Here is a 19,819-nt window from a genome sequence, read left to right on the forward strand (position 1 = left end):
TGACAGACCCGGTCTACCCGGCACCGAAACGAACTTCGCTTTGTTCACGGACGACCAGATAGGCACGGCCCATGTCTATGCTTGAGCCGACCAGCGCAAGCAGGGGAACGACAGAGATTGCGAGCAAGATCAGGGCATTGCCTGATTCATCCCGGCAGAGACCGCGCAGGCATTCGACCGTAGAACGATATTGCGTTCGAAGCCACGAATGACGGCAGGAAAGAGAATCGTCTGACGACATGCTTAGACGACTAAGCAGAAACCCCTAATATCAAGGATAACTTTCATCGTAAAATTTGTCTTAAATTACCGAAATCGTCCCGATATGTTGTGGAAGGCATGATTAACCCAGGCGCTGATGGGCGATCAGATCGGGCAGCTTAGCCTCATGTATTTTCCATCAGGAATAGCGGCTGGGAATATGTGACTGGAAATTCATCCACACCAATAAATGACAGAACAGTCGGTATGCTGTAGGTCATTGTCACGGTCTTCTCGACCGTTCCTGAAATACGCGGCGTGGCAACATTCGTTACGCTGATCGCCAGGCGCGAGCTTTCCAACTGGTAAGGGCTCTTTATCGCGATGGAGCGCAGGTAAAACCGGATCTGATCGTTGGTAAGTTCATTTCCGGTCTGGTAGTTCACCACAGCATAACGCATCACGTCCGAGGCGACCGAGCGCATCGCGTTGTAGTTCTGCATGCCTATGCCGATCTGGAAGACTCCGAGCATCAACGCAAGGATCGTGGGGGCGAGAAGGGCAAATTCCGTCACCACCGATCCGTGCGTCTGGCGCAGCAGGTCACGAAGCGTCCTTGTCAGGCCAATCACAGTCATGCCTTTGTCCTCTGGCCGTAAAGAACATAGCGATTGACCCGAAGTTCGATGGTCGAGCCCAGGCCGAACTCCGTCCAGATTGGCACGTAATCGTGAGTCAGGGTGACCTGTACATAGCGCGACACGTTGTCGCCTGTCGCGCAGGTACTTTCCAGGGCGACATAGGCGTTGGAGGAGTTGCAGCGATAGGCGGCCGCCACCGTCACCTGTTCGGATTCCAGTCCGGCAGTCGCAATCACGACGTTCTTGAGTGCGGTAAGTTCGTCGGCGGTATCGGGGTCGGTGGCGAGCGCGACGGATTCGGCCAGCGTCATGGCGCTCTGCAACTCGCTTTGCCGCGCAACAAGGCTGCTCACCTGATAGGCGCCAAGGCTGAGAAGCACCATGAGCGGGGCAATGATGGCCGTCTCCACGGCCATCGCCCCGCTCGGATCGCGGATCAGGCGTTGCAGAAGCGATCGGGCTGGGATCATACGATCAGCTTCACCTTGCTGACTTCCTTGGCGACCACGGTGTCTTCGGTCATTCCGGGCGGGCAGAACGAGTTCATGTTGGCCGTGCCGGAAATCGTGATCGTGTCAGCCGCGATCATCAGGCATTGGCTGGTAACCCTTGCGGTCCCCGTGAAGTCGATGCCGCTGTTCGGAAGGTAAATGGTGCCGTTAAGGACCGTATCGGAATCGCCGTTGATCTTGCTGCGGTCAGTTCCGGTGGAGGCGCGATCTTCGAATACCAGCATGCCGGCCAGCGCGTTGGCGTTCGTTTCCGATACACCACGGCTGACCAGTTCCGAAGCCTGAATGGCAGTGAGGTTGATGTTCGAGCCGCCATTGATCTTGATGTACGCACCATTCTTGAGCACGAACATCACACCGCTGCCGACGACGGCGTACTGACCGCTGATCTCGACCCCGCCACCGTCGATGATGTAGACGCCCGGCGCAAACGTCGTGGCGCAAGACACCTTTATGCCCCCGACATAAGTCCCGGGCAGCGCAGAGGCCAGGTCGGCGGTGGTCGTCTTGCTGATGTTGGACAGGGTGGTGGCAACAACCGTTTCCATCTTTTCCCAGACGGTGTTGTTCCCCGAACCGCTGTTCGTCTGGGTCCAGACTACGGTGGTCGCATAGGTCGTGCCCGCCACCACCGTGTTCTCGACAATGACATAGCTGTCGTTGTTCTCGGTCGAATAGTCCTTCTTCGCGTTCTTGTTGCCGCTGACCTGCTCGGTCGCAGTTTGCCAGGTCGCACCCTTCCAGTAGGTATAGGTGACAGTGGTCTTCTTGTTTCGGTCGGCTCGGGTCGTGGTCGTACCTTTGACGCAGTAGTAGCTGCGCGCCACTTGGCTTTCTGCCGGGTTCGGCGGTGTAAGGTTGGCGTAGGGATCGAACAGTCCCTCGAGGTAATCATGGACCTCGTCGTCCGTATGGGTGCTGAACCATTCGTCGATGCCGCCGCGGGACAGCACCCAGCCGGCATCGATATCAGGATTGCCGTCGACGACTATGGACGAGTCGGAGGTCGAAAGGGCCGCAATGCCGCACTTGGCCTTCAGCACGGAAGTGCCGCCGATCGTGACGGCGCCGCTATCGTCTTCATCAAGCGCAAGCAGGCAGGACGTGAAGGACGTGCCGGACGTATAGGCTGCCTGCGCCGATGCCGTGACCGTGGTGCCTTCTCCCGTCAAGAAGCTTGAAAAGGGTAGGGTGTCGCGCACCGTCGCGCTCACCGTGACGCTGTTGTTGCTGCCACCGGCATAGCTCGACAACGTAACCGAAGGGGTTCCCACGGTGATGTCGGCCACGGTCGATATGTTTGCGTTGAATTCCTGAAGCGCCCGGTCCGAATAGATGGCGCGCGTCGCGCTCTGCGTTCGGGCCCAGGCGCCGGCCAGAGCTGCCTGATCCACGGCGAACTGCAATTCGCGCTTCCACATGTACCACTGTGCGGTATCGACCGCCAAACCCGCCCCGCCAATGAATGCCGGCATGCCCAGGGCAAGCAGGAGCGTTGCATTGCCTCTCTTGTGCCGGGCAAGGCGCTTGCACAAGTGGACCAACCCCGAGAGTGATCGAAATGCTGAGAGCATGCTGCTACCGTTTTCTCATTCCGTCGGCGGCTGCCGATGCCAATCCCGCGAATCGTTAAGTAGATTGTCGTGGTAAGTTCATCTTGAAGCCATCTGGTTGACGGCCCGTTAAACAATACGGGATTTGCGAGAGTTGTTTCTTAATGTCGAAGTTACCATCGAAACCCGCCGAAACCCTGGATATCACGCGTAAAATTGCCCTTGCCTATGCTCCTGCGGCGGCGCGCCCTGCGTGGCTGGCCCTGTTCATGCTCGAGCAGAAACTGGCCGAGACTGCCCGCCCCGGGCGCGAACCCCTGATGGTCCAGTTGCGGCTGTCGTGGTGGCGGGATCGCTTGAACGAGAGCGGTGAGGCGTGGCCGGTCAGCGAACCGGCACTTGCGTCGCTAAGGGCGTGGAAGGGGCAGCACGGTCGGCTGGTGGGGCTGGTCGATAGCTGGGAGGCTCGCGCCCTGGGCGAGGAACAGGAAGACGAATTCGCCTTGGCCCTGACCAATGCCTATCTCGCACTGGCCGAGGTGCTTGACGTTCGAGACAACGGCGCGATCGCCGCTCATGCGCGATATCTGGCGGGTGAGGCAACCCCAGGCGGGCGGAGAGGTGCACTGCCCCGCGCGATGCGGCCACTTGCCGTGCTTTGCGCCATAAAGGACAGTGCCGATAACCCGGGAAAGGGACGCCGCCTTGTCGATTTCCTGCGGGTGGTCCGCGCAGGGACGCTGGGCTTCTGAGTTCGTGCCAAAGCGGTAGCATCTACCGCTGCCGCGACAAGCCTGCGGCGTTAGACCCTTCATCAAGGAGGGTGAAAAATGGTTCGTGCCTTGCTTGGTGGTCTCGCTGCCCTGATGCTTTGCGCTGCAGGCGTCTTCTGGTGGCAGGGCCGTGCCGAAACACGCGAAGGGACTGCCCCGCCATTGCCGGTCGCCGATGCTGCAGTCGCTCCGGAAGGTCTGCCAAGCGCCGACATCGAAGGGCTTACCGGTGTCGCCCCTCCCGAAGCAACGTCTGTCGGCAAGGAGACCCGCAGGTTCAATCTGGTCGACAAGGACCGGGACAACCGGATCAGCCGCACCGAAATGCTGAGCCTGCGCGCATCGGCGTTCCGCAAGCTCGACAAGGACGGCAACAATCTGCTGACCTTCGAGGAATGGGCCTATGTGACTGTCGACAAGTTCAAGTCGGCCGATGGCAATGGCGACCTGTTTCTCACCCGCGAGGAATTCGCCACCACGCGGCCGAAGGCAGCACCCAAGCCAAAGCAGAAATGCTCCTGCAAATAGGGGCTTACGCCAGAGAACCGAGCCACCCGGCCATGTCCGCCTTGGCCCGCTCGGTATAAGCTTCCTTACGCGCCTTCTTCTTCACGTCGTGCAACGGCGGGAAGAGGCCGAAGTTGACATTCATCGGCTGAAAGCTCTCGGCATCGGCATCGCCGGTGATGTGCGACAGCAGTGCTCCCAAGGCCGTCGTTTGCGGAGGCGGTGTCCACGCGCGCCCTGCAATCTGCGCCGCCGTCATCAGGCCGGCCAGCATCCCGACCGAACCGCTTTCGACATAGCCTTCGCAGCCCGTGATCTGACCGGCAAACCGGATGTGCGGCGCCGATTTCAGTCGAAGCTGCCGATCGAGCAGCGCTGGCGAATTGAGAAAGGTGTTGCGGTGCAAGCCGCCCAGTCGGGCGAACTCGGCATTTTCAAGGCCGGGGATCGTGCGGAACACGCGAACCTGTTCGGCGTGCTTCAGCTTGGTCTGGAAGCCGACCATGTTCCATAGTGTGCCGAGCTTGTTGTCCTGGCGAAGTTGCACCACGGCATAGGGCCAGCGCCCATTGGGGTGTTCCGCCGTCGCCCAATGCGGATTGTCCAGTCCCACCGGCTTCATCGGTCCGAACCGGAGCGTCTCCTCGCCCCGCGCGGCCATGACCTCGATTGGCATGCACCCGTCGAAGTAGGGGGTGTTGGCTTCCCACTCCTTGAACTCGGTCTTCTCACCGGCGAGCAGCTCTTCCCGGAAGGCGAGGTACTGCGGCTTCGTCATCGGGCAATTGATGTAATCGCGCCCGTCGCCGCCGAGCGCGAGCGAGGCCTCCGCGCCCTTGTCCCAGCGCGAGGCCATCCACGCCACGCTCATGTCGATGGAATCGCGGTAGACGATCGGCGCAATGGCATCGAAGAAGGCGAGGCTGTCGGCGCCGGTCGTGCCACCGATGCTTTCGGCAAGTGAAGGGCTGGTAAGAGGCCCTGTCGCCACGATCGTCAGCCCCTCTCCGGGCAGTGAATCGATGCGTTCCCTTGCAATCTCGAGCGTAGGCTGCGCGCGCAGGGCCGCCTCGACTTCAGCAGAGAACACGTCCCTGTCGACAGCCAGCGCCGATCCTGCGGGCACCCGCGCCTTGGCCGCTGCCGCCATGAGCAGGCTATCGCACTGGCGCATTTCGTAATGCAGCAGCCCGACGGCGTTCTTCTCATCATCATCGGACCGAAAGGAATTCGAGCAGACCAGTTCGGCAAGGCCATCGCCGTTGTGTGCAGGGGTAGTGTCACCACTGCCGCGCATTTCGGAAAGTCTTACGCGAACCCCGCGACGGGCAAGCTGCCACGCCGCTTCGCTGCCGGCCATGCCGCCGCCGATGATATGGACCTGATGCGTCATGGGCTTGCCCTTGGCATTGCCGCGCCATTGCGGCAAGAGCGTCCGCAGGGCAAAGGGAGAAGACGCCGGGTGCCGGGACGCGCATTGATCGAGAAACGGCCCTGGCTGGTCGCCAGTCTGATCGCCGGAACGAGTTACTGGCTTGCCGCAAAGGGGCAGGTGCCCGGCCTTTGGCTGATACTCTGGAAAGGCGCGGGCGTTGCCCTGCTCGCTGCATATGCCTGGGCGCATCATCCCTCGCGCAGCGCCCACCTGCTGGCGCTGGTCATGGCGCTGGGCGCGATTGGCGACATGGTGCTGGAAGTGGACTTCACCGGTGGTGCTGCAGCCTTTTTCGCGGGCCACATCGCCGCGATAGCGCTGTATCTGCGCCATCCCCGCGCCAGCCTTTCAGGGCTGGACAAGGCCGTGGCAGTTGTATCTGTCATCGGCGTCCCGGCGCTGTCGTGGGCGCTTTCAGGCCGGATGGACGTTGCAGGCTATGCGCTGTTGCTCGGCGGAATGGCGACGGCCGCATTTGCCAGCGATTTTCCGCGCAGCCGGGTGGCGCTGGGCGCCGCCATGTTCGTCGTGTCCGACCTGCTGATCTTCGCGAGGATGGTCCCGCTGGCGCGCAGCGCGGTCCCGGGGCTGCTGATCTGGCCGCTCTACTACTTCGGCCAGTTCATGATCTGCACCGGCGTGATCGCCACTCTGCGGACGAGGGGCGAGTTTCGGCCCGTCCGGTAAAGTTCAGCCCTGCAGGAGGGCGCGGGTTGCCGCTTCAACGTCTGGCTGACGCATGAGGCTTTCACCGACGAGGAACGTGCGCGCGCCGCAACCTTCAAGGCGCAATATGTCGGCGTGGGTGTTGATGCCGCTTTCGGCAACCAGCAAGGTGCCTTCAGGGGCCAACGGAGCAAGGCGCTCGGTCGTGCCAAGATCGGTCACGAAGCGCTTCAGGTCGCGGTTGTTGACGCCGATCAGGCGCGACTTCAGGCGGCTCGCGCGCTCCATTTCCTCTTCGTTGTGGACTTCGACCAGCGCATCCATGCCCTGTTCGCGGGCCGCGGCCTCGATCTCGGCCATCTGGCTGTCGGAAAGACAGGCGGCAATGATCAGGATGGCATCGGCCCCGATGGCGCGCGCTTCAAGGCACTGCCAGGGATCGACCATGAAGTCCTTGCGGATCACCGGCAGTGTGCAGGCGGCGCTCGCCGCGACGAGATAGTCTTCATGCCCCTGAAAATATGGCGCGTCGGTCAGCACCGAAAGGCAGGCGGCGCCCCCGGACTCATAGGCGCGGGCATGGTCTGCAGGGGCGAAATCGGCGCGGATCAGTCCCTTTGAAGGGCTGGCCTTCTTGATCTCGGCGATCAATGCATAGCCGGTCTGCGCGCGGGCACGCAGTGCCGCCTCGAACCCGCGCGGGGCGCTCTGCTGCCCGGCGCGCGCGGCCAGCTCGCCGATGCTGACAGCGGCCTTGCGGGCGGCGACTTCAACGCGCTTGGTGTCGCAGATTTCAGTGAGCTTGTCGGTCATGGCAGGGGCGCCTTAGCGAGGTTGAACCCGTTGGGGCAAGTGTATCGTGTGACCTGTAGCGCCAAGCGCTACTTCAGCGCCGCAATCCAGCAATTGAGCAGCGCGTTGGCCAGGCCCTTGTCAATCGCTTCGGCGGCCTCTTCGATGCCCTCGTGCCAGTCGCGTGCCTCACCCGCAACGATCAGCGCGGCGGCGGCGTTGAACAGCACCGCGTCACGGTACGGACCTACTTCACCTTGCAGCAGGGCGCGCAAGGCTGCGGCGTTGAAAGCAGCATCGCCACCACGAATGGCGTCGACCGGGGTTTGCGGCAGGCCGACATCTTCCGGGCTGACACGGCGCATAAGCACTTCGTGCCCACGCACTTCGGCCAGTTCATTGCCGCCGGCAAGGCTCAGTTCGTCCAGCCCCTCGTCGCCCGAGATGACCATGCTGTGATCTGTGCCAAGGCGCCGGATTGCTTCGGCATAGATCGGTACATAGGCGGGACGCGCAATGCCGACCAGCTGGCGGCACACGCCTGCCGGATTGGCCAACGGCCCCATAAGGTTGAAGATCGTGCGGCGGCCCAGCGCCTTGCGGATCGGCATGATGCGGCCCATCGACGGGTGATGGCGCGCAGCAAAGAGGAAACAGATGCCAAGGTCGGCCAGCGTTTCCTCGGCAGTTTCGGCGGCGCGATCGAGGTTGAGGCCGAGCGCCTCCAGCGTATCGGCGGCGCCTGCTTTCGAACTCGCCGCGCGGTTGCCATGCTTGGCCACCGGCACTCCGCACGCGGCAACAACGAGGCTGACTGCGGTAGATACGTTGAGCGTGTGGTGACCGTCGCCCCCGGTGCCGCAGACGTCGATGGCATTGGCGGGTGCGCTGACCGGGATCATCCGCGCCCGCATCGCCCGGGCTGCACCGGCAATCTCGCTCGCCGTCTCTCCCCGGTCCGAAAGGGCGACGAGGAACTTCGCGATGGCTTCGTCCGCCACGGTGCCGTCGAGGATCGCTGCGAACGCGGCCTCTGCCTCGGCTTCCTCCAGCGGATGGGTGACGTCAGGCAGGCTCATGCCGGAAGCGGGTTGGTCTTGATGCCGCAGAGCTTCAGGAAATTCGCGACCATCGCGTGGCCGTGCTCGGTGGCGATGCTTTCCGGGTGGAACTGCACGCCATGGATCGGCAGCGAGGTGTGGCGGAAGCCCATGACGTGTGTGTCATCCGACTGCGCGTTGACAGCAAGGCATTCGGGAATGTCGGTGACGATCAGCGAGTGATAGCGCGTGGCGATGAACGGCGATGGCAGGCCCTCGAAGACGCCTGTGCCATCATGGGTGACCGGCGAGGTCTTGCCATGCATCAAGCCGCCGCGCACGACGTTGCCGCCGAAGTACTGCCCGATGGACTGGTGCCCGAGGCAGACGCCCAGCAACGGCACTTTCACATCCGCCGCCGCGCCGACGAGATCGAGACTGACTCCTGCTTCATTGGGGGTGCAGGGCCCCGGCGAGAGCAGGAACCCCTGCGCCCCGGTCCTGATCGCCTGTTCAGCGGTGAGCGCGTCATTGCGCACGACTTCAACCTCCGCGCCCATCTCCATCAGGTAATGGACGAGGTTCCAGGTAAAGCTGTCGTAGTTGTCGATGACGAGGATCATTGGCCAAACTTCGCTTCTGTTGCCACCCGCACAGCCTCACGCGCCGCTGCGAACAATGCGCCTGATTTCAACTCGCACTCGCGCTGTTCGTATTCGGGGTTGCTGTCGGCGACGATGCCTGCGCCTGCCTGCGCGTGGAGCACGCCGTCCTTGATCACGCCGGTTCGCAGGACGATGCAGCTGTCGACCGAGCCGTCAGGGGCGAAGTAGCCGACGCCGCCGGCATAGGCGCCGCGTGTTTCGGGTTCCAACTCGGCGATGATTTCGCAGGCGCGGACCTTTGGCGCGCCGCTGACAGTGCCGGCCGGGAAGCCCGCGAACAGGGCGTCGACGCTGTCAGCCCGGTTCGTGTCGAGCTGGCCGACCACGTTCGAGACGATGTGCATGACGTGGCTGTAGCGCTCGACAGTATAGCTTTCAGTGACCTTGACCGTACCTGCCTTGGCCACGCGGCCAACATCGTTGCGGCCGAGGTCGAGCAGCATCAGGTGCTCGGCGCGTTCCTTGGGATCGTCGAGCAGGCTCAGCTCGTTGGCGCGGTCTTCGTCTGGCGTCTTGCCGCGCGGGCGGGTGCCGGCAATCGGGCGGATCGTCACTTCGCCATCGCGGATGCGGACGAGGATTTCCGGGCTCGATCCGGTCAGCGCGAAGCCCGGCATGTCGAGGAAATAGAGGAAGGGCGAGGGGTTGATGCGGCGCAGGGCGCGGTAGAGTGCGATCGGCGGCAGGGGGAAGGGCGCGGTGAAGCGCTGGGCCAGTACGACCTGGAAAATGTCGCCTGCCTCGATGTAGTCCTTCGCGGCACTCACCATGCGCGCATAGTTGGCGGCAGGCATGACCGGTTGCGGGGTTACGTCCACCGCCTCGGCCAGACGGGCGTCGGCCGGAACAGGCTCCGCCAGCTTGCGCAAGGCGTTGTCGATGCGTTCGGCCGCGGCTTCAAGCAGCCGCTCGGGCGCTCCGCCTTCGGCCCAGACCGGGGCTATGGCGAAGAGTTCGTCGGACAGGCGGTCGAACACCAGCACCACCGTGGGGCGGGTGAACAGCATGTCGGGCAGCACGAGGTCGCTCTGCGGAGCGCGCGGCAACTTCTCGACAAGGCCGATCGTCTCGTAGCCGAAATAGCCGACAAGACAGGCCAGCGCCGACGGAAGCGCGGCAGGAACATCGATCCGGCAGGCAGCGACAAGGGCCCTCAGCTCTGCAAGTGCGTCGCCGGGAAGCGGCGCGAAGGCGGCCTTGTCGTGCCGCCAGATGCGATTGATCTCGGCGCGTGTGCCGGTGGCGCGGAACACCAGATCCGGGTCGATGCCGAGCAGGCTGTACCGTCCCCGCACTTCGCCGCCTTGCACGGATTCGAGCAGGAAATCGCCCCGCCCGCTCTCCATGAGCTTCAGCGCGGCGCCCACGGGAGTCTCGGTATCGACAATCAGCTTGCGCCAGATCAGCGCAGGCTTTCCGGCATACAGCTGCGCAAGCGCAGCCTCATGGTTCTCGGGGAGTGCGAAGGCAGATTTGGCGAGGTCGGTGGTCATGGGATTTACTGGGCGTTGCTGCCGGTCAGCTGGTCACGGACGGCCTTGATCCCGGCGTCGTTCCGTTCGACTCCAACATCCTTGCGGATCGCCAGGCGGAGCTGCTCGGCATATTCGCCGCCGGCATCCTGTCCGAAGGAGCGGGCAGCCTGCTGGAAGATCTGATTGCCGCGCTTGACCTGGCCGAGGACGATTTCCTTGAGCGAAACGACGTACCAGCCGCCGTTGTTCGGCCCTTCGAGCCGCTTGTTGCTGCCCTTGGCCATGGCAAACATCAGCGCAAGCGGTGCAGGAACCTGTCCCTGCATCTGGGTAAGCGCCTGACGCGGCAGGTCCACGGGCTGGGGAGCGGGCAGAGCGGCGCCGGCGAGCTTGAGAGCTTCGGCCAGCGGCGTGCCCTTGTTCAATGCTGCCAGGATCTTGTCGCTGGCAGCCTTGGCTTTCGCTGCGCCCTGCTGAACGGCCCAGTCCCGGGCAACGACGCTCTTGATCTGATCCAGCGGGGCGGGCGTGGCGGCGACGAGCTGGCCGACATCGTAAACGGCAAACTTCTCGCCAGGCTTGATCTCTGCCAGCTGGGCTTCGCCTTCGCGCTCCATCGAAAACGCGGCCTGAACCAACGGGGCGATGTCGGCAGACACCTTCTCGTCCTGCTTGCCGAACACGCTGCCATTCGCTGTCAGCGGAGCCGTGGTGGAGACGGTCAGTTTCAGCGTCTTGGCGATATCGCCAAGGCCGGTGCCATTGTCGATTTCCTGCTCGACCTGTGCGGCAAGATCGGACAGCGCTGCTCGGCGCTTTTCAAGGGTCAGGGCCGCGACGATCTCGGGGCGCGCCTGTTCGAGAGTCTTGCCGGCATTGCGCTTGACGGCGTCAACCTTGAGCACGTGCCAGCCGAGGCCCGACTTCGCAGGCGTTGCCAGCGTGCCCGAAGCCGCGGCGAATGCGGCATCGGATACGGCACGCGATGTCTGGTTGGCGAGGGTATCGCGCGTCTGATCGGCAAGCTTGCTGGCGACCAGGCCCTTGGCACGAGCGGCATTGTCGAGCGAGCCGTTTGCACCGACCTCTGCGGCAAGCGCCTTGGCAGCGGCCTCGGTAGGGACAATGACCTGCGTTACCGAGCGTTGTTCGGACGCGGAGTAGACTGCGGTGTTGAGCTTGTAGCGCTGGGCGATTTCGGCGTCGTTGGGCGCTGCCACGGTCTTCAGGCTCGCCTCGTCAACGATAGCGTAGCGAATCGTGCGGCGTTCGGGCTGCATGTAGCGGCTCTTGTTGGCGTTGTAGAACGCGGCAAGAGTGCTGTCGGCCGGGGGCGACGTCGGCGCAAAGGCGAGCGATGGCACCGAGACGATGGTGCCGACGCGCTTCTCCGTCAGCAGCGCAGCATAGCGCTGGACCGCTTCGTCAGCCATCTGGGCGCCGAATGCAGCCGGCAACAGGATCTGCCGGGCCAGCAGGCCCTGACCGAGATCCTTGCGGACGTCCTTGTCTGTCAGGCCGCGCTGGGCGAGCAGCTGCTCATAGGCCGACTGGCTGAACTTGCCATCAGGACCCTGGAAGGCCGGGATCTTGGTGATTTCGCTGTCGATCAGGCGATCACCTGCCATCAGACCATGCTCGCGGCCCCACTCGGCCATGGCCAGCCTGTCTGTCAGGCCGGTGAGCACGGTGTCCATGCCGCCAGCGTCGAGGAATTGCTTCATCGTCAGGCCGGGCTGCTTCTGCCGTTCCTGCTCGAACGCGTTGGTCAGCGCCTTGCCGAGTTCAGCCGTGCCGATGCGACTGGAGCCGACCTTGGCAGCGCGATCGCCACCGGCGATTCCGCCAAAGCCACTGCCGGTGACGTCGGCACTGGCGAATGCCAGCGCGATCAGGCCAAGAAAGATCAGGGCAACGGCAACGCCGATGCGCGACTTGAGGAACGAGCGGAAAAAGCCGAGCATTTGTGTAGTTCGTCTCTCGTCTGGGCACGGCAACGCACCCGAAGGTTCGGTTAGCGGTTGCCTTAGGAGGCAAACGCAATTCTCGCAATGGCTCCATGCCATCGATCATCGGGCAATAGGTCGCGTGTGGCAGCGGCGCCTGCGGCAACCGGCGCTATGCCCGCTTATGCGATCAGGCGTTTTGCAGAATCAGTCCGGGTTTGATAGCCGCGCCGACGAAGCAGGGCGATCGATGTCCTGCAACCGATTGTATCTGCGAAATTCAGGGGAACGCGCCGATCATGCCGCACCGTCCTTATATTGTAGGCAACTGGAAGATGAACGGGACGCGCGCCATGCTCGCCGAAGCGCGGGCGATTGACCGGGCGGCAGGGCGCTATCCGGACGTTCAGGTTGCCATTGCCCCTCCGTTCACCCTGATTGGCGCTCTTCGCGAGGCGGTGAGCGCAATGGGGGTTGGCGGGCAGGATTGCCATGTCAACGCAAAGGGCGCGCACACCGGCGACGTCTCTGCGCAAATGCTGGTCGATACCGGAGCCGACTTTGTTATCGTCGGGCACAGCGAACGTCGCAAGGGCCATGGCGAAGGCGACGACCTGATAAAGGCGAAGGCCGAAGCCGCACTTGCTGCCGGGCTCGGAATCATCGTCTGCGTGGGTGAGACGCTTGAAGAGCGCGATGGCGGAAAGGCCGAAGCGGTCGTTTCCGCTCAGGTCACTGCCTCGATGCCGGATGCCGATGCTGCTGCAGACGCAGTAGCGTCAGGCAAGATGGCGGTTGCCTATGAGCCGGTCTGGGCGATCGGTACCGGGCGCGTGGCAGAAGTTGCAGATGTTGTCGCCATGCATGCCCAGATTCTCCAGCAACTGCTTGCTCTCTACGGCGAGAGCGGTGCGAAGGTGCGCATCCTTTATGGCGGTTCGGTCAACGCCGGAAACGCCAGGGACTTGCTTGCTGCAGAAGGCGTGGGCGGTGCGTTGGTCGGCGGGGCGAGCCTGACGGCTGAAGCTTTCCTGCCGATCGTGGCAGCCGCTGGCAACGGAGAGGCTTGAGGGAGAAGCTTGAGCGCGGCAACGCGCGGGTTGCGCGGACGGCGCAGCAAGCCTACATGCCGCTCAAGATTCCCGCGCGGTTTCGCGCACGAGGTGTGATTCATGTCGTTGTTCATTTTTCTAACCGTGGTCCAGGCCATTGTCGCAGCGCTGCTGGTGGTCGTGATCCTGATGCAGAAGTCCGAGGGCGGTGGCCTGGGCGTGGGCGGAAGCCCGGCCGGCTTCATGTCTGCTCGCGGTGCGGCTGACTTCATGACGCGGTTGACGACGATTCTCGCCACAGCATTTGTCGTGCTCAGCATTGCTCTGGCTGCTCTTGCGGTTGGCACGAACTCGAGCCGCGAGATTGATACTTCGCTGGAGCGCACCACGCCTGTGCAGAACGCACCGGCGGCGGATCCCCTGGCTCCGGCGCAGGGCGCGCAGCCTGGCACGGCTCCGGTCCAGTCGGCCCCGGCGAATGATCCGCTGAACGGCGCCGCCGGCCAGTAAACCGAATACCGCAGAGCGGCTCGCCGCCCCGCGACCGGACAGGTTGCGGGTCGGTTGTCGTTTTGCTTTCGTCCACGGCTTGTGGATTGTGGCGAAGATTGCAGCCGCAACCGCTTGCCTAGTTGCAACTTCTGACGCTAAGGCCCGAATCCCATGGCGCGGTACATTTTTATCACCGGCGGCGTGGTTTCCTCGCTCGGCAAGGGACTCATGGCAGCAAGCTTGGCAGCTTTGCTGCAGGCACGCGGTTTTCGCGTGCGCATCCGCAAGTTCGATCCCTATCTGAATGTCGATCCGGGGACGATGAGCCCCTATCAGCACGGCGAAGTCTACGTGACCGACGATGGTGCTGAAACCGATCTCGATCTGGGCCACTACGAACGCTTTACCGGCGTTTCGGCACGCCAGGCAGACAACATTACCTCGGGCCGCATCTACCGCGATATCATCGCGAAGGAGCGCCGTGGCGATTACCTTGGCGCGACGGTGCAGGTGATTCCGCACGTGACCGACGCGATCAAGGATTTTGCGCAGGCCGAAACCGAGGATCTCGATTTCGTGCTGTGCGAGATCGGCGGGACTGTGGGCGACATCGAAGGTCTGCCGTTCATCGAGGCGTTGCGCCAGATGCACAACGAACTCGACCGGAACGAGACCTGCTTCGTGCACGTCACACTGGTGCCCTACATCGCGGCTGCCGGTGAATTGAAGACCAAGCCGACGCAGCATTCGGTGCGCGAACTCACCGGCCTTGGCATTCAGCCCGACATTCTCCTGTGCCGTTGCGAGAAGCCGCTGCCCGAGGGCGAGCGAGCCAAAATCGCGCAGTTCTGCAACGTGCGAAAGTCTGCGGTCATTCCGGCTCGCGATGCCTCAAGCATCTACGCCGTGCCGCTGCAGTACCATGCAGAGGGCCTCGACAGCGAAGTGCTGCGCCATTTCGGCCTGACTGCGCCGGAGCCGGACCTGACGCGCTGGGACGATATCGTCGATCGGCACCAGAACCCCGAGGGCGAAGTGACCATCGGCGTCGTCGGCAAGTATGTCGGCCTGCAGGATGCCTACAAGTCGCTCAACGAAGCGCTGGTCCATGGCGGCATGGCAAACCGCGTCAAGGTGCGGATCAAGTGGCTCGACGCCGAGCTTTTCGAGAAGGACGATGCGGAAATCGCAGCGCATCTCGAACCGATGCACGGCATCCTTGTGCCGGGCGGCTTCGGAGAACGTGGCACCGAGGGCAAGATTGCCTCGGTGCGCTTTGCCCGCGAACGCAAGGTACCGTTCTTCGGCATCTGCCTTGGCATGCAGATGGCCTGCATCGAAGGCGCCCGCAACACCGCCGGCATTCCCGGAGCTTCGTCTACCGAATTCGGCCCCACCGATGAACCGGTGGTCGGCATCATTACCGAATGGATGACTGCCGAGGGTCTCGAGAAGCGGTCGGAAGGCGGTGACCTTGGCGGAACGATGCGGCTGGGCGCCTATGATGCCAAGCTTGCAGGCAACAGCCATGTTGCCAACATCTATGGCGCGACCGAAATCAGCGAGCGCCATCGCCATCGCTACGAAGTGAACATCGCCTACAAGGAGCGGCTCGAGAAGGGCGGTCTGGTGTTCTCGGGCATGTCTCCCGACGGTCTCCTGCCGGAAATCGTCGAGCGTCCGGATCACCCGTGGTTCATCGGCGTGCAGTTCCATCCGGAGCTCAAGAGCCGTCCCTTCGAACCCCATCCGCTTTTTGCAGGGTTCATTGCCGCGGCCGTCAAGCAGGCGCGTCTGGTTTAAAAGCTCTTAAGGGACTGGTCATGGCGAGGTTTCCCTGATTATCTGCGCTGCAGCAATCTGGGGGACCTCGACATGGATGCGGCCAAGCTGGCTGAAGCGCTGACGGCACAAAGTCTTTTCGCGGACTGCGAACCGGCCGAGCTGTCCGATATCATCGCGCGTGGCCAGGTCCGCCAGTTCAAGCCAGGGCAGGAGTTGATGGCGCAAGGTGAAGAGGGCAAGACTCTCTTCATCATCCTCAAGGGGCTCGCGCGGGTCAGCATGCTAGCGGCAAACGGGCGCGAGATCATCCTCGACTATGCCGAGCCCGGCCATGTCCTGGGCGAGATCGCCTTCCTCGATGGCGGGGACCGTACGGCCACGGTCGAAGCCATCGAGCCGATCGAGGCGCTGATCCTTACCCGCGGGGCCTTCGGCGATATCATCGACAAGCACAAGGGTCTGGCCCTGCGCCTGCTCAAGGCGATGGCGCGCCGGTTGCGGCAGAACAACGCCGTGATCGAGGCCGACCGGGCCTATACCTCCGGGCCAAGGCTGGCGCGTTTCCTGTTGCGCCTGATGATGGGGGACACGTCTGACACCGGCAATCAGCTCAAGATTGCGCTGAGCCAGGGCGAACTCGGCAATTTCGCCGGCATGTCGCGCGAACAGATCAATCGCCAGCTTTCCGCCTGGGTCGACAATGGCATCATTGCCCTGAAAGGCGGGCGCGTGACCATTCTTGATCGCGAGGCGCTTATCGATGTCGCTGAGGCGTGGTAATGGCGATCAGCCTTCGGGTATGAGAGCGACGCGAACTTCCGTGACGTAAGTCATCGGCTTTCCGTTTTCGTCGAGCCGCGGAGGCTGTGCCAACAAGGTTCGCTGTGCGCAAATCTGTCGAAGTGCAGCAACATCTTCGGGCTTTACGCGCGGGCTGGTGGTACAATCAAAAACCGCACCATTTGCCGCGACAGCAACTGTCAGTGAACCTTCGATTCTTTCCGACATGGCAGGTGTTCGGCGGACGGTCATTTCAAGATCGGGCGCTGGGCTGGTTTTCAGGACCTTGTCCGAATTTGCACCGCCGGGTATCCACATGCGGATGGCATTGTGTTCGAATGAATGAACTGCGGTGCCGTCGGCAAGTCGCCCCGGAGAAACCCGCTTCTTCGTTATTGCGCGACAAACCTCGCCCGCGAGTTCCGGTGAACCCACACTGTCGATCAGTTTACAGTCGTATATTCTGCCCTTTGGATCGACATAGAATTCAACAACCGCAAGCGCTGATTCCGACCGAGCGAGCGCCCATGTCGGGTAATCGGCAGGCATGATGAGCTTGCCATAGTCTGGCGTACTTACACTGGCCGCTGCTGCTGCCAATGTCGCCAAAGCAATAGTGCTCATGAATGTCCTTCCGCAATAAAGGCTTGTTATTGCGAAATTCCAGGCAGCGCGCAAGCATGGCAACATTGCGGACAGGCTCTTTCAAGTCCGTCCGCAATGTTGTTTTGCGATTGGTCGTCAAGCGGCGGCGGTATTGTCGCCTTCGATCACCTTGAGCTGGTTCTGCGCGCCGATAAGCACCTTCTTGGGCTTCATCGCCTCGGGCACTTCGCGCACGAGATCGATGGTCAGCAGGCCGTCGGCAAGGTCTGCGGCTTCAACGCGGACGAAATCGGCGAGTTCGAAGCGACGCTCGAAACCGCGATTGGCGATACCGACATGCAGGAATTCGCGGTCCTGCGGTTCGGGGCGCTGGCCCTTTACCACGAGCAGGTTCTGCTGGGCGGTGATGTCGATGTCCTCGGCCTTGAATCCGGCGACCGCCAGCGTGATGCGGTAGGCATCTTCGCCGCTACGCTCGATATTGAAGGGCGGATAATTGTCACCGGCATTGGCGCGGGCCTGGCGTTCGAGCAGGTCGAACAGGCGGTCAAAACCCACGGTGGTGCGGCGATAGGGGGTAAAGTCAAAACGGTTCATGGCAATATCCTCTGATAGAGCAATCTGCACTTGCCTTTGCGAACCCGGAACCCGGCGCCCGCATCGGCGGTTTTACGAACGTATTCGTGATCAGGCCCGGCTTGCGGCGCATGACACGAAAACCCATGTGTGTTAGCGAAAACCGCATTTCAAGACCCAGATAGAGGTACCGATGTCCGATACGCCCAAGGTCGAAGTCTATACGAAGTGGGGTTGCCCCTACTGCGCGCGTGCCAAGCAGTTGCTGGACAGCAAGGGCGTGTCCTACGAAGAATTCGATGTGACGATGGGCGGACCCAAGAAGGCGGAAATGCTGGAACGCGCTCCCGGCCATACCACCGTGCCCTCGATCTTCATCGATGGCATCCACGTTGGCGGATCCGATGATCTTGCCGCGCTCAATGCGCAGGGCAAGCTGGACATGATGCTCGGAAAGTGACGGATCCCTTAAGGGTTGCGCTGTTCCAGATGACCAGCGGGATCGATCCGCTGGCCAATGCAGATGCGATCGTCGGCGCAGCGCGGAAGGCGGCGGACGAGGGGGCGGCGATGCTCTTCACCCCCGAAATGTGCGGGCTTCTCGATCGCGACCGGGCAAGGGCAACCCCGCATATCGTGACCGAAGCTGACAATCCGGTACTTGCCGCCGCGCGATCGGCGGCACGGGATCTGGGGCTGTGGATCGATCTTGGTTCGCTGGCCGTGCTTCGCGATGACGGCAAGTGGGCCAATCGCGGCTTCATCATCGATTCCGACGGGGAAATCGCCGCGCGCTACGACAAGATCCACATGTTCGATGTCGATCTGGCAACGGGCGAGACCTGGCGCGAATCCGCAGCCTACACGCCCGGCGATGCAGTGGTGACTGTCGAGACGCCGCTGGGCCGCCTCGGCATGGCCATCTGCTACGACATCCGCTTCCCGGCCCTGTTCGAGGAACTGGGCCGTCGCCGCTGCGACGCGATCCGCATCCCGGCGGCATTCACCGTGCCGACCGGCAAGGCGCATTGGCACCTGATGCAGCGCGCTCGCGCCGTGGAAGCCAGCGCCTGGGTCATTTCCGCTGCACAGGGCGGCGTTCACGAAGACGGGCGCGAGACCTTCGGGCATTCGCTCGTGGTCGATCCCTGGGGCGAGGTTGTCTACGATGGCGGTGAAGGCAGCTCGCTGGGCTTTGCATATGTCGACCCTGCCCGAACGGGCGAGGTTCGCGCACAGCTTCCCAGTCTTGCCAACAAGCGCGAAATCCCTAGATCGGCGGCATGATTGTCTTTGATCTGCAATGCGGGCCGAACGGGCATCGCTTCGAGGGCTGGTTCGGCTCCTCGCAGGACTATGAAAGTCAACTCGCTCGGGGGCTGGTCTCCTGTCCTTCGTGTGGATCGCCCGATGTCGCCAAGGCGGTCATGGCGCCCAATGTTGGCCGCAAAGGCAACCAGCTTGCGGCACCGGTGCCGGCAAAGCCTGCGGAATCCGCGCCCGTCGCTAATGTCCCGCTGCCGCCCGAGGCCGTGGCCATGCTGCAGGCTGTCGCTGCGATGCAGGCCGAGGCGATCAAGTCCTCGACCTGGGTAGGGGACAAATTCGCCGACGATGCCCGCGCAATGCACTACGGCGAGAAGGACCCCGGCGCCATCCACGGCCGTGCGACGCCCGATGAGGCGCGTGAATTGCTTGATGAGGGCATTGCGGTTGCTCCCTTGCTTATTCCCGTCGTTCCGCCGGAAGAAGCCAACTGAAAGAGCGTTGCCAGCGCCCGCGCCCCTGCCTAAAGGAGTGCGCGGGCGCCCGTAGCTCAGCAGGATAGAGCACCAGATTCCTAATCTGGGGGCCATGGGTTCGAATCCCGTCGGGCGCACCATTTTCCTAGAGCGTTGATGTCATTGCCGTGGTCGGGGACGCTGAGGTCCCCGCCTTCGCGGGGACGCCATGACTTTGGTACGAGATCGCATCCGCTGGCGAATGCGGACCGTAACGCCGGTGGAAATCACAGATCGCGCGACCGGTGCGGTGCCGTTGTGGCACGCGCGGGAAGGGCGCGGGACCGGTTGCGAGTGGCCGGGGGGCGGTTCCGGGCCCCTGGTCGGCTCAGCCTGAGGGCGGACACATGTGAAAGGACGAAGCTTTGGCAGCGGCTCGCGTACTGCCTTGGCTTCTGGCAAGCGGCTGCGTGAAAAGAACCTGTCGTTTGTGCTGACACAGTCGCACAATCATGGCGGGTTCCGCATCCGCAGCGTCGCTCAGGGTTCGGCGCCGTGCTATCAGCCCTGGGGTGTCCTGTCTGTCCTTGGGTAACGGCAG

22 protein-coding genes and 1 tRNA gene are annotated in these 19,819 nt (G+C 62.7%); 11 read left to right on the plus strand and 12 right to left on the minus strand.

Annotation, left to right across the window (positions count from 1 at the left end; translation table 11 throughout):
• Positions 1-13: 13 nt before the first annotated feature.
• From AX703_RS13375 to AX703_RS13390, 4 genes are all read right to left on the minus strand, one after another.
• The gene (locus AX703_RS13375; protein WP_062344730.1) at positions 14-241 is read right to left on the minus strand and encodes a TadE/TadG family type IV pilus assembly protein; all 228 of its coding nucleotides are present in this window, start codon (positions 239-241) and stop codon (positions 14-16) included.
• 145 nt (positions 242-386) lie between these two features.
• A complete protein-coding gene (locus AX703_RS13380; RefSeq protein ID WP_062344731.1) occupies positions 387-839 on the minus strand; it encodes a TadE/TadG family type IV pilus assembly protein in 453 nt (150 codons plus the stop codon).
• The gene (locus tag AX703_RS13385; RefSeq protein WP_062344733.1) at positions 836-1,312 is read right to left on the minus strand and encodes a TadE/TadG family type IV pilus assembly protein; all 477 of its coding nucleotides are present in this window, start codon (positions 1,310-1,312) and stop codon (positions 836-838) included. Before AX703_RS13385 ends, AX703_RS13380 begins: the two co-directional genes overlap by 4 nt.
• Positions 1,309-2,928, minus strand: coding sequence for a TadE/TadG family type IV pilus assembly protein (locus AX703_RS13390; protein ID WP_082734579.1), 1,620 nt, complete (start codon positions 2,926-2,928; stop codon positions 1,309-1,311). Before AX703_RS13390 ends, AX703_RS13385 begins: the two co-directional genes overlap by 4 nt.
• 143 nt (positions 2,929-3,071) lie before the next feature.
• On the opposite strand from AX703_RS13390, the gene AX703_RS13395 reads away from it, so the two are divergent.
• A complete protein-coding gene (locus AX703_RS13395) occupies positions 3,072-3,659 on the plus strand; it encodes a hypothetical protein (protein WP_062344738.1) in 588 nt (195 codons plus the stop codon).
• 78 nt (positions 3,660-3,737) lie between these two features.
• Positions 3,738-4,208: an EF-hand domain-containing protein gene (locus AX703_RS13400; RefSeq protein WP_039332202.1), complete on the plus strand. Its 471-nt coding sequence runs from the start codon at positions 3,738-3,740 to the stop codon at positions 4,206-4,208.
• A gap of 4 nt (positions 4,209-4,212) precedes the next feature.
• Here AX703_RS13400 and trmFO read toward each other — a convergent pair whose 3' ends face one another.
• The gene (gene trmFO / locus AX703_RS13405) at positions 4,213-5,580 is read right to left on the minus strand and encodes a methylenetetrahydrofolate--tRNA-(uracil(54)-C(5))-methyltransferase (FADH(2)-oxidizing) TrmFO (RefSeq protein WP_062344761.1); all 1,368 of its coding nucleotides are present in this window, start codon (positions 5,578-5,580) and stop codon (positions 4,213-4,215) included.
• Between trmFO and AX703_RS13410 the strand changes: the two genes are divergently transcribed.
• Positions 5,563-6,309: a lysoplasmalogenase gene (locus AX703_RS13410; RefSeq protein WP_231735535.1), complete on the plus strand. Its 747-nt coding sequence runs from the start codon at positions 5,563-5,565 to the stop codon at positions 6,307-6,309. The genes trmFO and AX703_RS13410 overlap by 18 nt on opposite strands.
• A gap of 3 nt (positions 6,310-6,312) precedes the next feature.
• Here AX703_RS13410 and trpC read toward each other — a convergent pair whose 3' ends face one another.
• The 5 genes from trpC to AX703_RS13435 form a co-directional block, all read right to left on the minus strand.
• Positions 6,313-7,101, minus strand: a complete 789-nt coding sequence (gene trpC, locus AX703_RS13415; protein ID WP_062344742.1) for an indole-3-glycerol phosphate synthase TrpC — start codon at positions 7,099-7,101, stop codon at positions 6,313-6,315.
• 68 nt (positions 7,102-7,169) lie between these two features.
• Complete coding sequence (gene trpD, locus AX703_RS13420; protein ID WP_062344744.1) at positions 7,170-8,159, minus strand: anthranilate phosphoribosyltransferase; 990 nt, start codon at positions 8,157-8,159, stop codon at positions 7,170-7,172.
• Entirely contained in the window at positions 8,156-8,743 is a 588-nt protein-coding gene (locus AX703_RS13425; protein ID WP_062344746.1) for an aminodeoxychorismate/anthranilate synthase component II, read from the minus strand. Before AX703_RS13425 ends, trpD begins: the two co-directional genes overlap by 4 nt.
• A complete protein-coding gene (locus AX703_RS13430) occupies positions 8,740-10,278 on the minus strand; it encodes an anthranilate synthase component I family protein (RefSeq protein WP_062344749.1) in 1,539 nt (512 codons plus the stop codon). The genes AX703_RS13425 and AX703_RS13430 overlap by 4 nt, the downstream gene beginning before the upstream one ends.
• A gap of 5 nt (positions 10,279-10,283) precedes the next feature.
• Entirely contained in the window at positions 10,284-12,224 is a 1,941-nt protein-coding gene (locus tag AX703_RS13435; protein ID WP_062344751.1) for a peptidylprolyl isomerase, read from the minus strand.
• Positions 12,225-12,505: 281 nt separating this feature from the next.
• Between AX703_RS13435 and tpiA the strand changes: the two genes are divergently transcribed.
• The 4 genes from tpiA to AX703_RS13455 all read left to right on the plus strand — a co-directional run bounded on the left by tpiA (position 12,506) and on the right by AX703_RS13455 (position 16,315).
• Positions 12,506-13,276: a triose-phosphate isomerase gene (tpiA, locus tag AX703_RS13440; protein WP_062344752.1), complete on the plus strand. Its 771-nt coding sequence runs from the start codon at positions 12,506-12,508 to the stop codon at positions 13,274-13,276.
• Between the two features lie 108 nt (positions 13,277-13,384).
• Positions 13,385-13,768 carry a preprotein translocase subunit SecG gene (gene secG / locus AX703_RS13445; RefSeq protein WP_039332434.1) on the plus strand — a complete coding sequence of 128 codons (384 nt, stop codon included), beginning with the start codon at positions 13,385-13,387 and terminating at the stop codon, positions 13,766-13,768.
• Positions 13,769-13,921: 153 nt separating this feature from the next.
• The gene (locus AX703_RS13450) at positions 13,922-15,553 is read left to right on the plus strand and encodes a CTP synthase (protein ID WP_062344754.1); all 1,632 of its coding nucleotides are present in this window, start codon (positions 13,922-13,924) and stop codon (positions 15,551-15,553) included.
• A gap of 72 nt (positions 15,554-15,625) precedes the next feature.
• Complete coding sequence (locus tag AX703_RS13455) at positions 15,626-16,315, plus strand: Crp/Fnr family transcriptional regulator (RefSeq protein WP_039332214.1); 690 nt, start codon at positions 15,626-15,628, stop codon at positions 16,313-16,315.
• Between the two features lie 6 nt (positions 16,316-16,321).
• Here AX703_RS13455 and AX703_RS13460 read toward each other — a convergent pair whose 3' ends face one another.
• A complete protein-coding gene (locus AX703_RS13460) occupies positions 16,322-16,939 on the minus strand; it encodes a TonB family protein (RefSeq protein WP_197423715.1) in 618 nt (205 codons plus the stop codon).
• Between the two features lie 117 nt (positions 16,940-17,056).
• On the minus strand, positions 17,057-17,518 hold the full coding sequence (locus AX703_RS13465) for an Hsp20 family protein (RefSeq protein WP_039332216.1): 462 nt from the start codon (positions 17,516-17,518) through the stop codon (positions 17,057-17,059).
• Positions 17,519-17,690: 172 nt separating this feature from the next.
• Here AX703_RS13465 and grxC point away from each other — a divergent pair, with 172 nt between their 5' ends.
• From grxC to AX703_RS13485, 4 genes are all read left to right on the plus strand, one after another.
• Entirely contained in the window at positions 17,691-17,957 is a 267-nt protein-coding gene (gene grxC / locus AX703_RS13470) for a glutaredoxin 3 (protein WP_039332218.1), read from the plus strand.
• Complete coding sequence (locus AX703_RS13475) at positions 17,954-18,784, plus strand: carbon-nitrogen hydrolase family protein (RefSeq protein WP_255355064.1); 831 nt, start codon at positions 17,954-17,956, stop codon at positions 18,782-18,784. The genes grxC and AX703_RS13475 overlap by 4 nt, the downstream gene beginning before the upstream one ends.
• On the plus strand, positions 18,781-19,257 hold the full coding sequence (locus AX703_RS13480) for a DUF1178 family protein (RefSeq protein ID WP_062344759.1): 477 nt from the start codon (positions 18,781-18,783) through the stop codon (positions 19,255-19,257). The genes AX703_RS13475 and AX703_RS13480 overlap by 4 nt, the downstream gene beginning before the upstream one ends.
• Before the next feature lie 45 nt (positions 19,258-19,302).
• Positions 19,303-19,379: transfer RNA gene (locus tag AX703_RS13485), tRNA-Arg, on the plus strand.
• Positions 19,380-19,819: the final 440 nt, after the last annotated feature.

The sequence above is a fragment of the Novosphingobium sp. CCH12-A3 genome (assembly GCF_001556015.1).
GTDB classification, from domain to species: Bacteria; Pseudomonadota; Alphaproteobacteria; order Sphingomonadales; family Sphingomonadaceae; genus Novosphingobium; species Novosphingobium subterraneum.

Bases quoted from the DNA above. Each gene is read 5' to 3' on its own strand.
- AX703_RS13375 (WP_062344730.1), bottom strand. From the start codon at position 241: ATGTCGTCAGACGATTCTCTTTCCTGCCGTCATTCGTGGCTTCGAACG.
- AX703_RS13380 (WP_062344731.1), bottom strand. From the start codon at position 839: ATGACTGTGATTGGCCTGACAAGGACGCTTCGTGACCTGCTGCGCCAG.
- AX703_RS13385 (WP_062344733.1), bottom strand. From the start codon at position 1,312: ATGATCCCAGCCCGATCGCTTCTGCAACGCCTGATCCGCGATCCGAGC.
- AX703_RS13390 (WP_082734579.1), bottom strand. From the start codon at position 2,928: ATGCTCTCAGCATTTCGATCACTCTCGGGGTTGGTCCACTTGTGCAAG.
- AX703_RS13395 (WP_062344738.1), top strand. From the start codon at position 3,072: ATGTCGAAGTTACCATCGAAACCCGCCGAAACCCTGGATATCACGCGT.
- AX703_RS13400 (WP_039332202.1), top strand. From the start codon at position 3,738: ATGGTTCGTGCCTTGCTTGGTGGTCTCGCTGCCCTGATGCTTTGCGCT.
- AX703_RS13410 (WP_231735535.1), top strand. From the start codon at position 5,563: ATGGACCTGATGCGTCATGGGCTTGCCCTTGGCATTGCCGCGCCATTG.
- trmFO (WP_062344761.1), bottom strand. From the start codon at position 5,580: ATGACGCATCAGGTCCATATCATCGGCGGCGGCATGGCCGGCAGCGAA.
- trpC (WP_062344742.1), bottom strand. From the start codon at position 7,101: ATGACCGACAAGCTCACTGAAATCTGCGACACCAAGCGCGTTGAAGTC.
- trpD (WP_062344744.1), bottom strand. From the start codon at position 8,159: ATGAGCCTGCCTGACGTCACCCATCCGCTGGAGGAAGCCGAGGCAGAG.
- AX703_RS13425 (WP_062344746.1), bottom strand. From the start codon at position 8,743: ATGATCCTCGTCATCGACAACTACGACAGCTTTACCTGGAACCTCGTC.
- AX703_RS13430 (WP_062344749.1), bottom strand. From the start codon at position 10,278: ATGACCACCGACCTCGCCAAATCTGCCTTCGCACTCCCCGAGAACCAT.
- AX703_RS13435 (WP_062344751.1), bottom strand. From the start codon at position 12,224: ATGCTCGGCTTTTTCCGCTCGTTCCTCAAGTCGCGCATCGGCGTTGCC.
- tpiA (WP_062344752.1), top strand. From the start codon at position 12,506: ATGCCGCACCGTCCTTATATTGTAGGCAACTGGAAGATGAACGGGACG.
- AX703_RS13450 (WP_062344754.1), top strand. From the start codon at position 13,922: ATGGCGCGGTACATTTTTATCACCGGCGGCGTGGTTTCCTCGCTCGGC.
- AX703_RS13455 (WP_039332214.1), top strand. From the start codon at position 15,626: ATGGATGCGGCCAAGCTGGCTGAAGCGCTGACGGCACAAAGTCTTTTC.
- AX703_RS13460 (WP_197423715.1), bottom strand. From the start codon at position 16,939: ATGAGCACTATTGCTTTGGCGACATTGGCAGCAGCAGCGGCCAGTGTA.
- AX703_RS13465 (WP_039332216.1), bottom strand. From the start codon at position 17,518: ATGAACCGTTTTGACTTTACCCCCTATCGCCGCACCACCGTGGGTTTT.
- grxC (WP_039332218.1), top strand. From the start codon at position 17,691: ATGTCCGATACGCCCAAGGTCGAAGTCTATACGAAGTGGGGTTGCCCC.
- AX703_RS13480 (WP_062344759.1), top strand. From the start codon at position 18,781: ATGATTGTCTTTGATCTGCAATGCGGGCCGAACGGGCATCGCTTCGAG.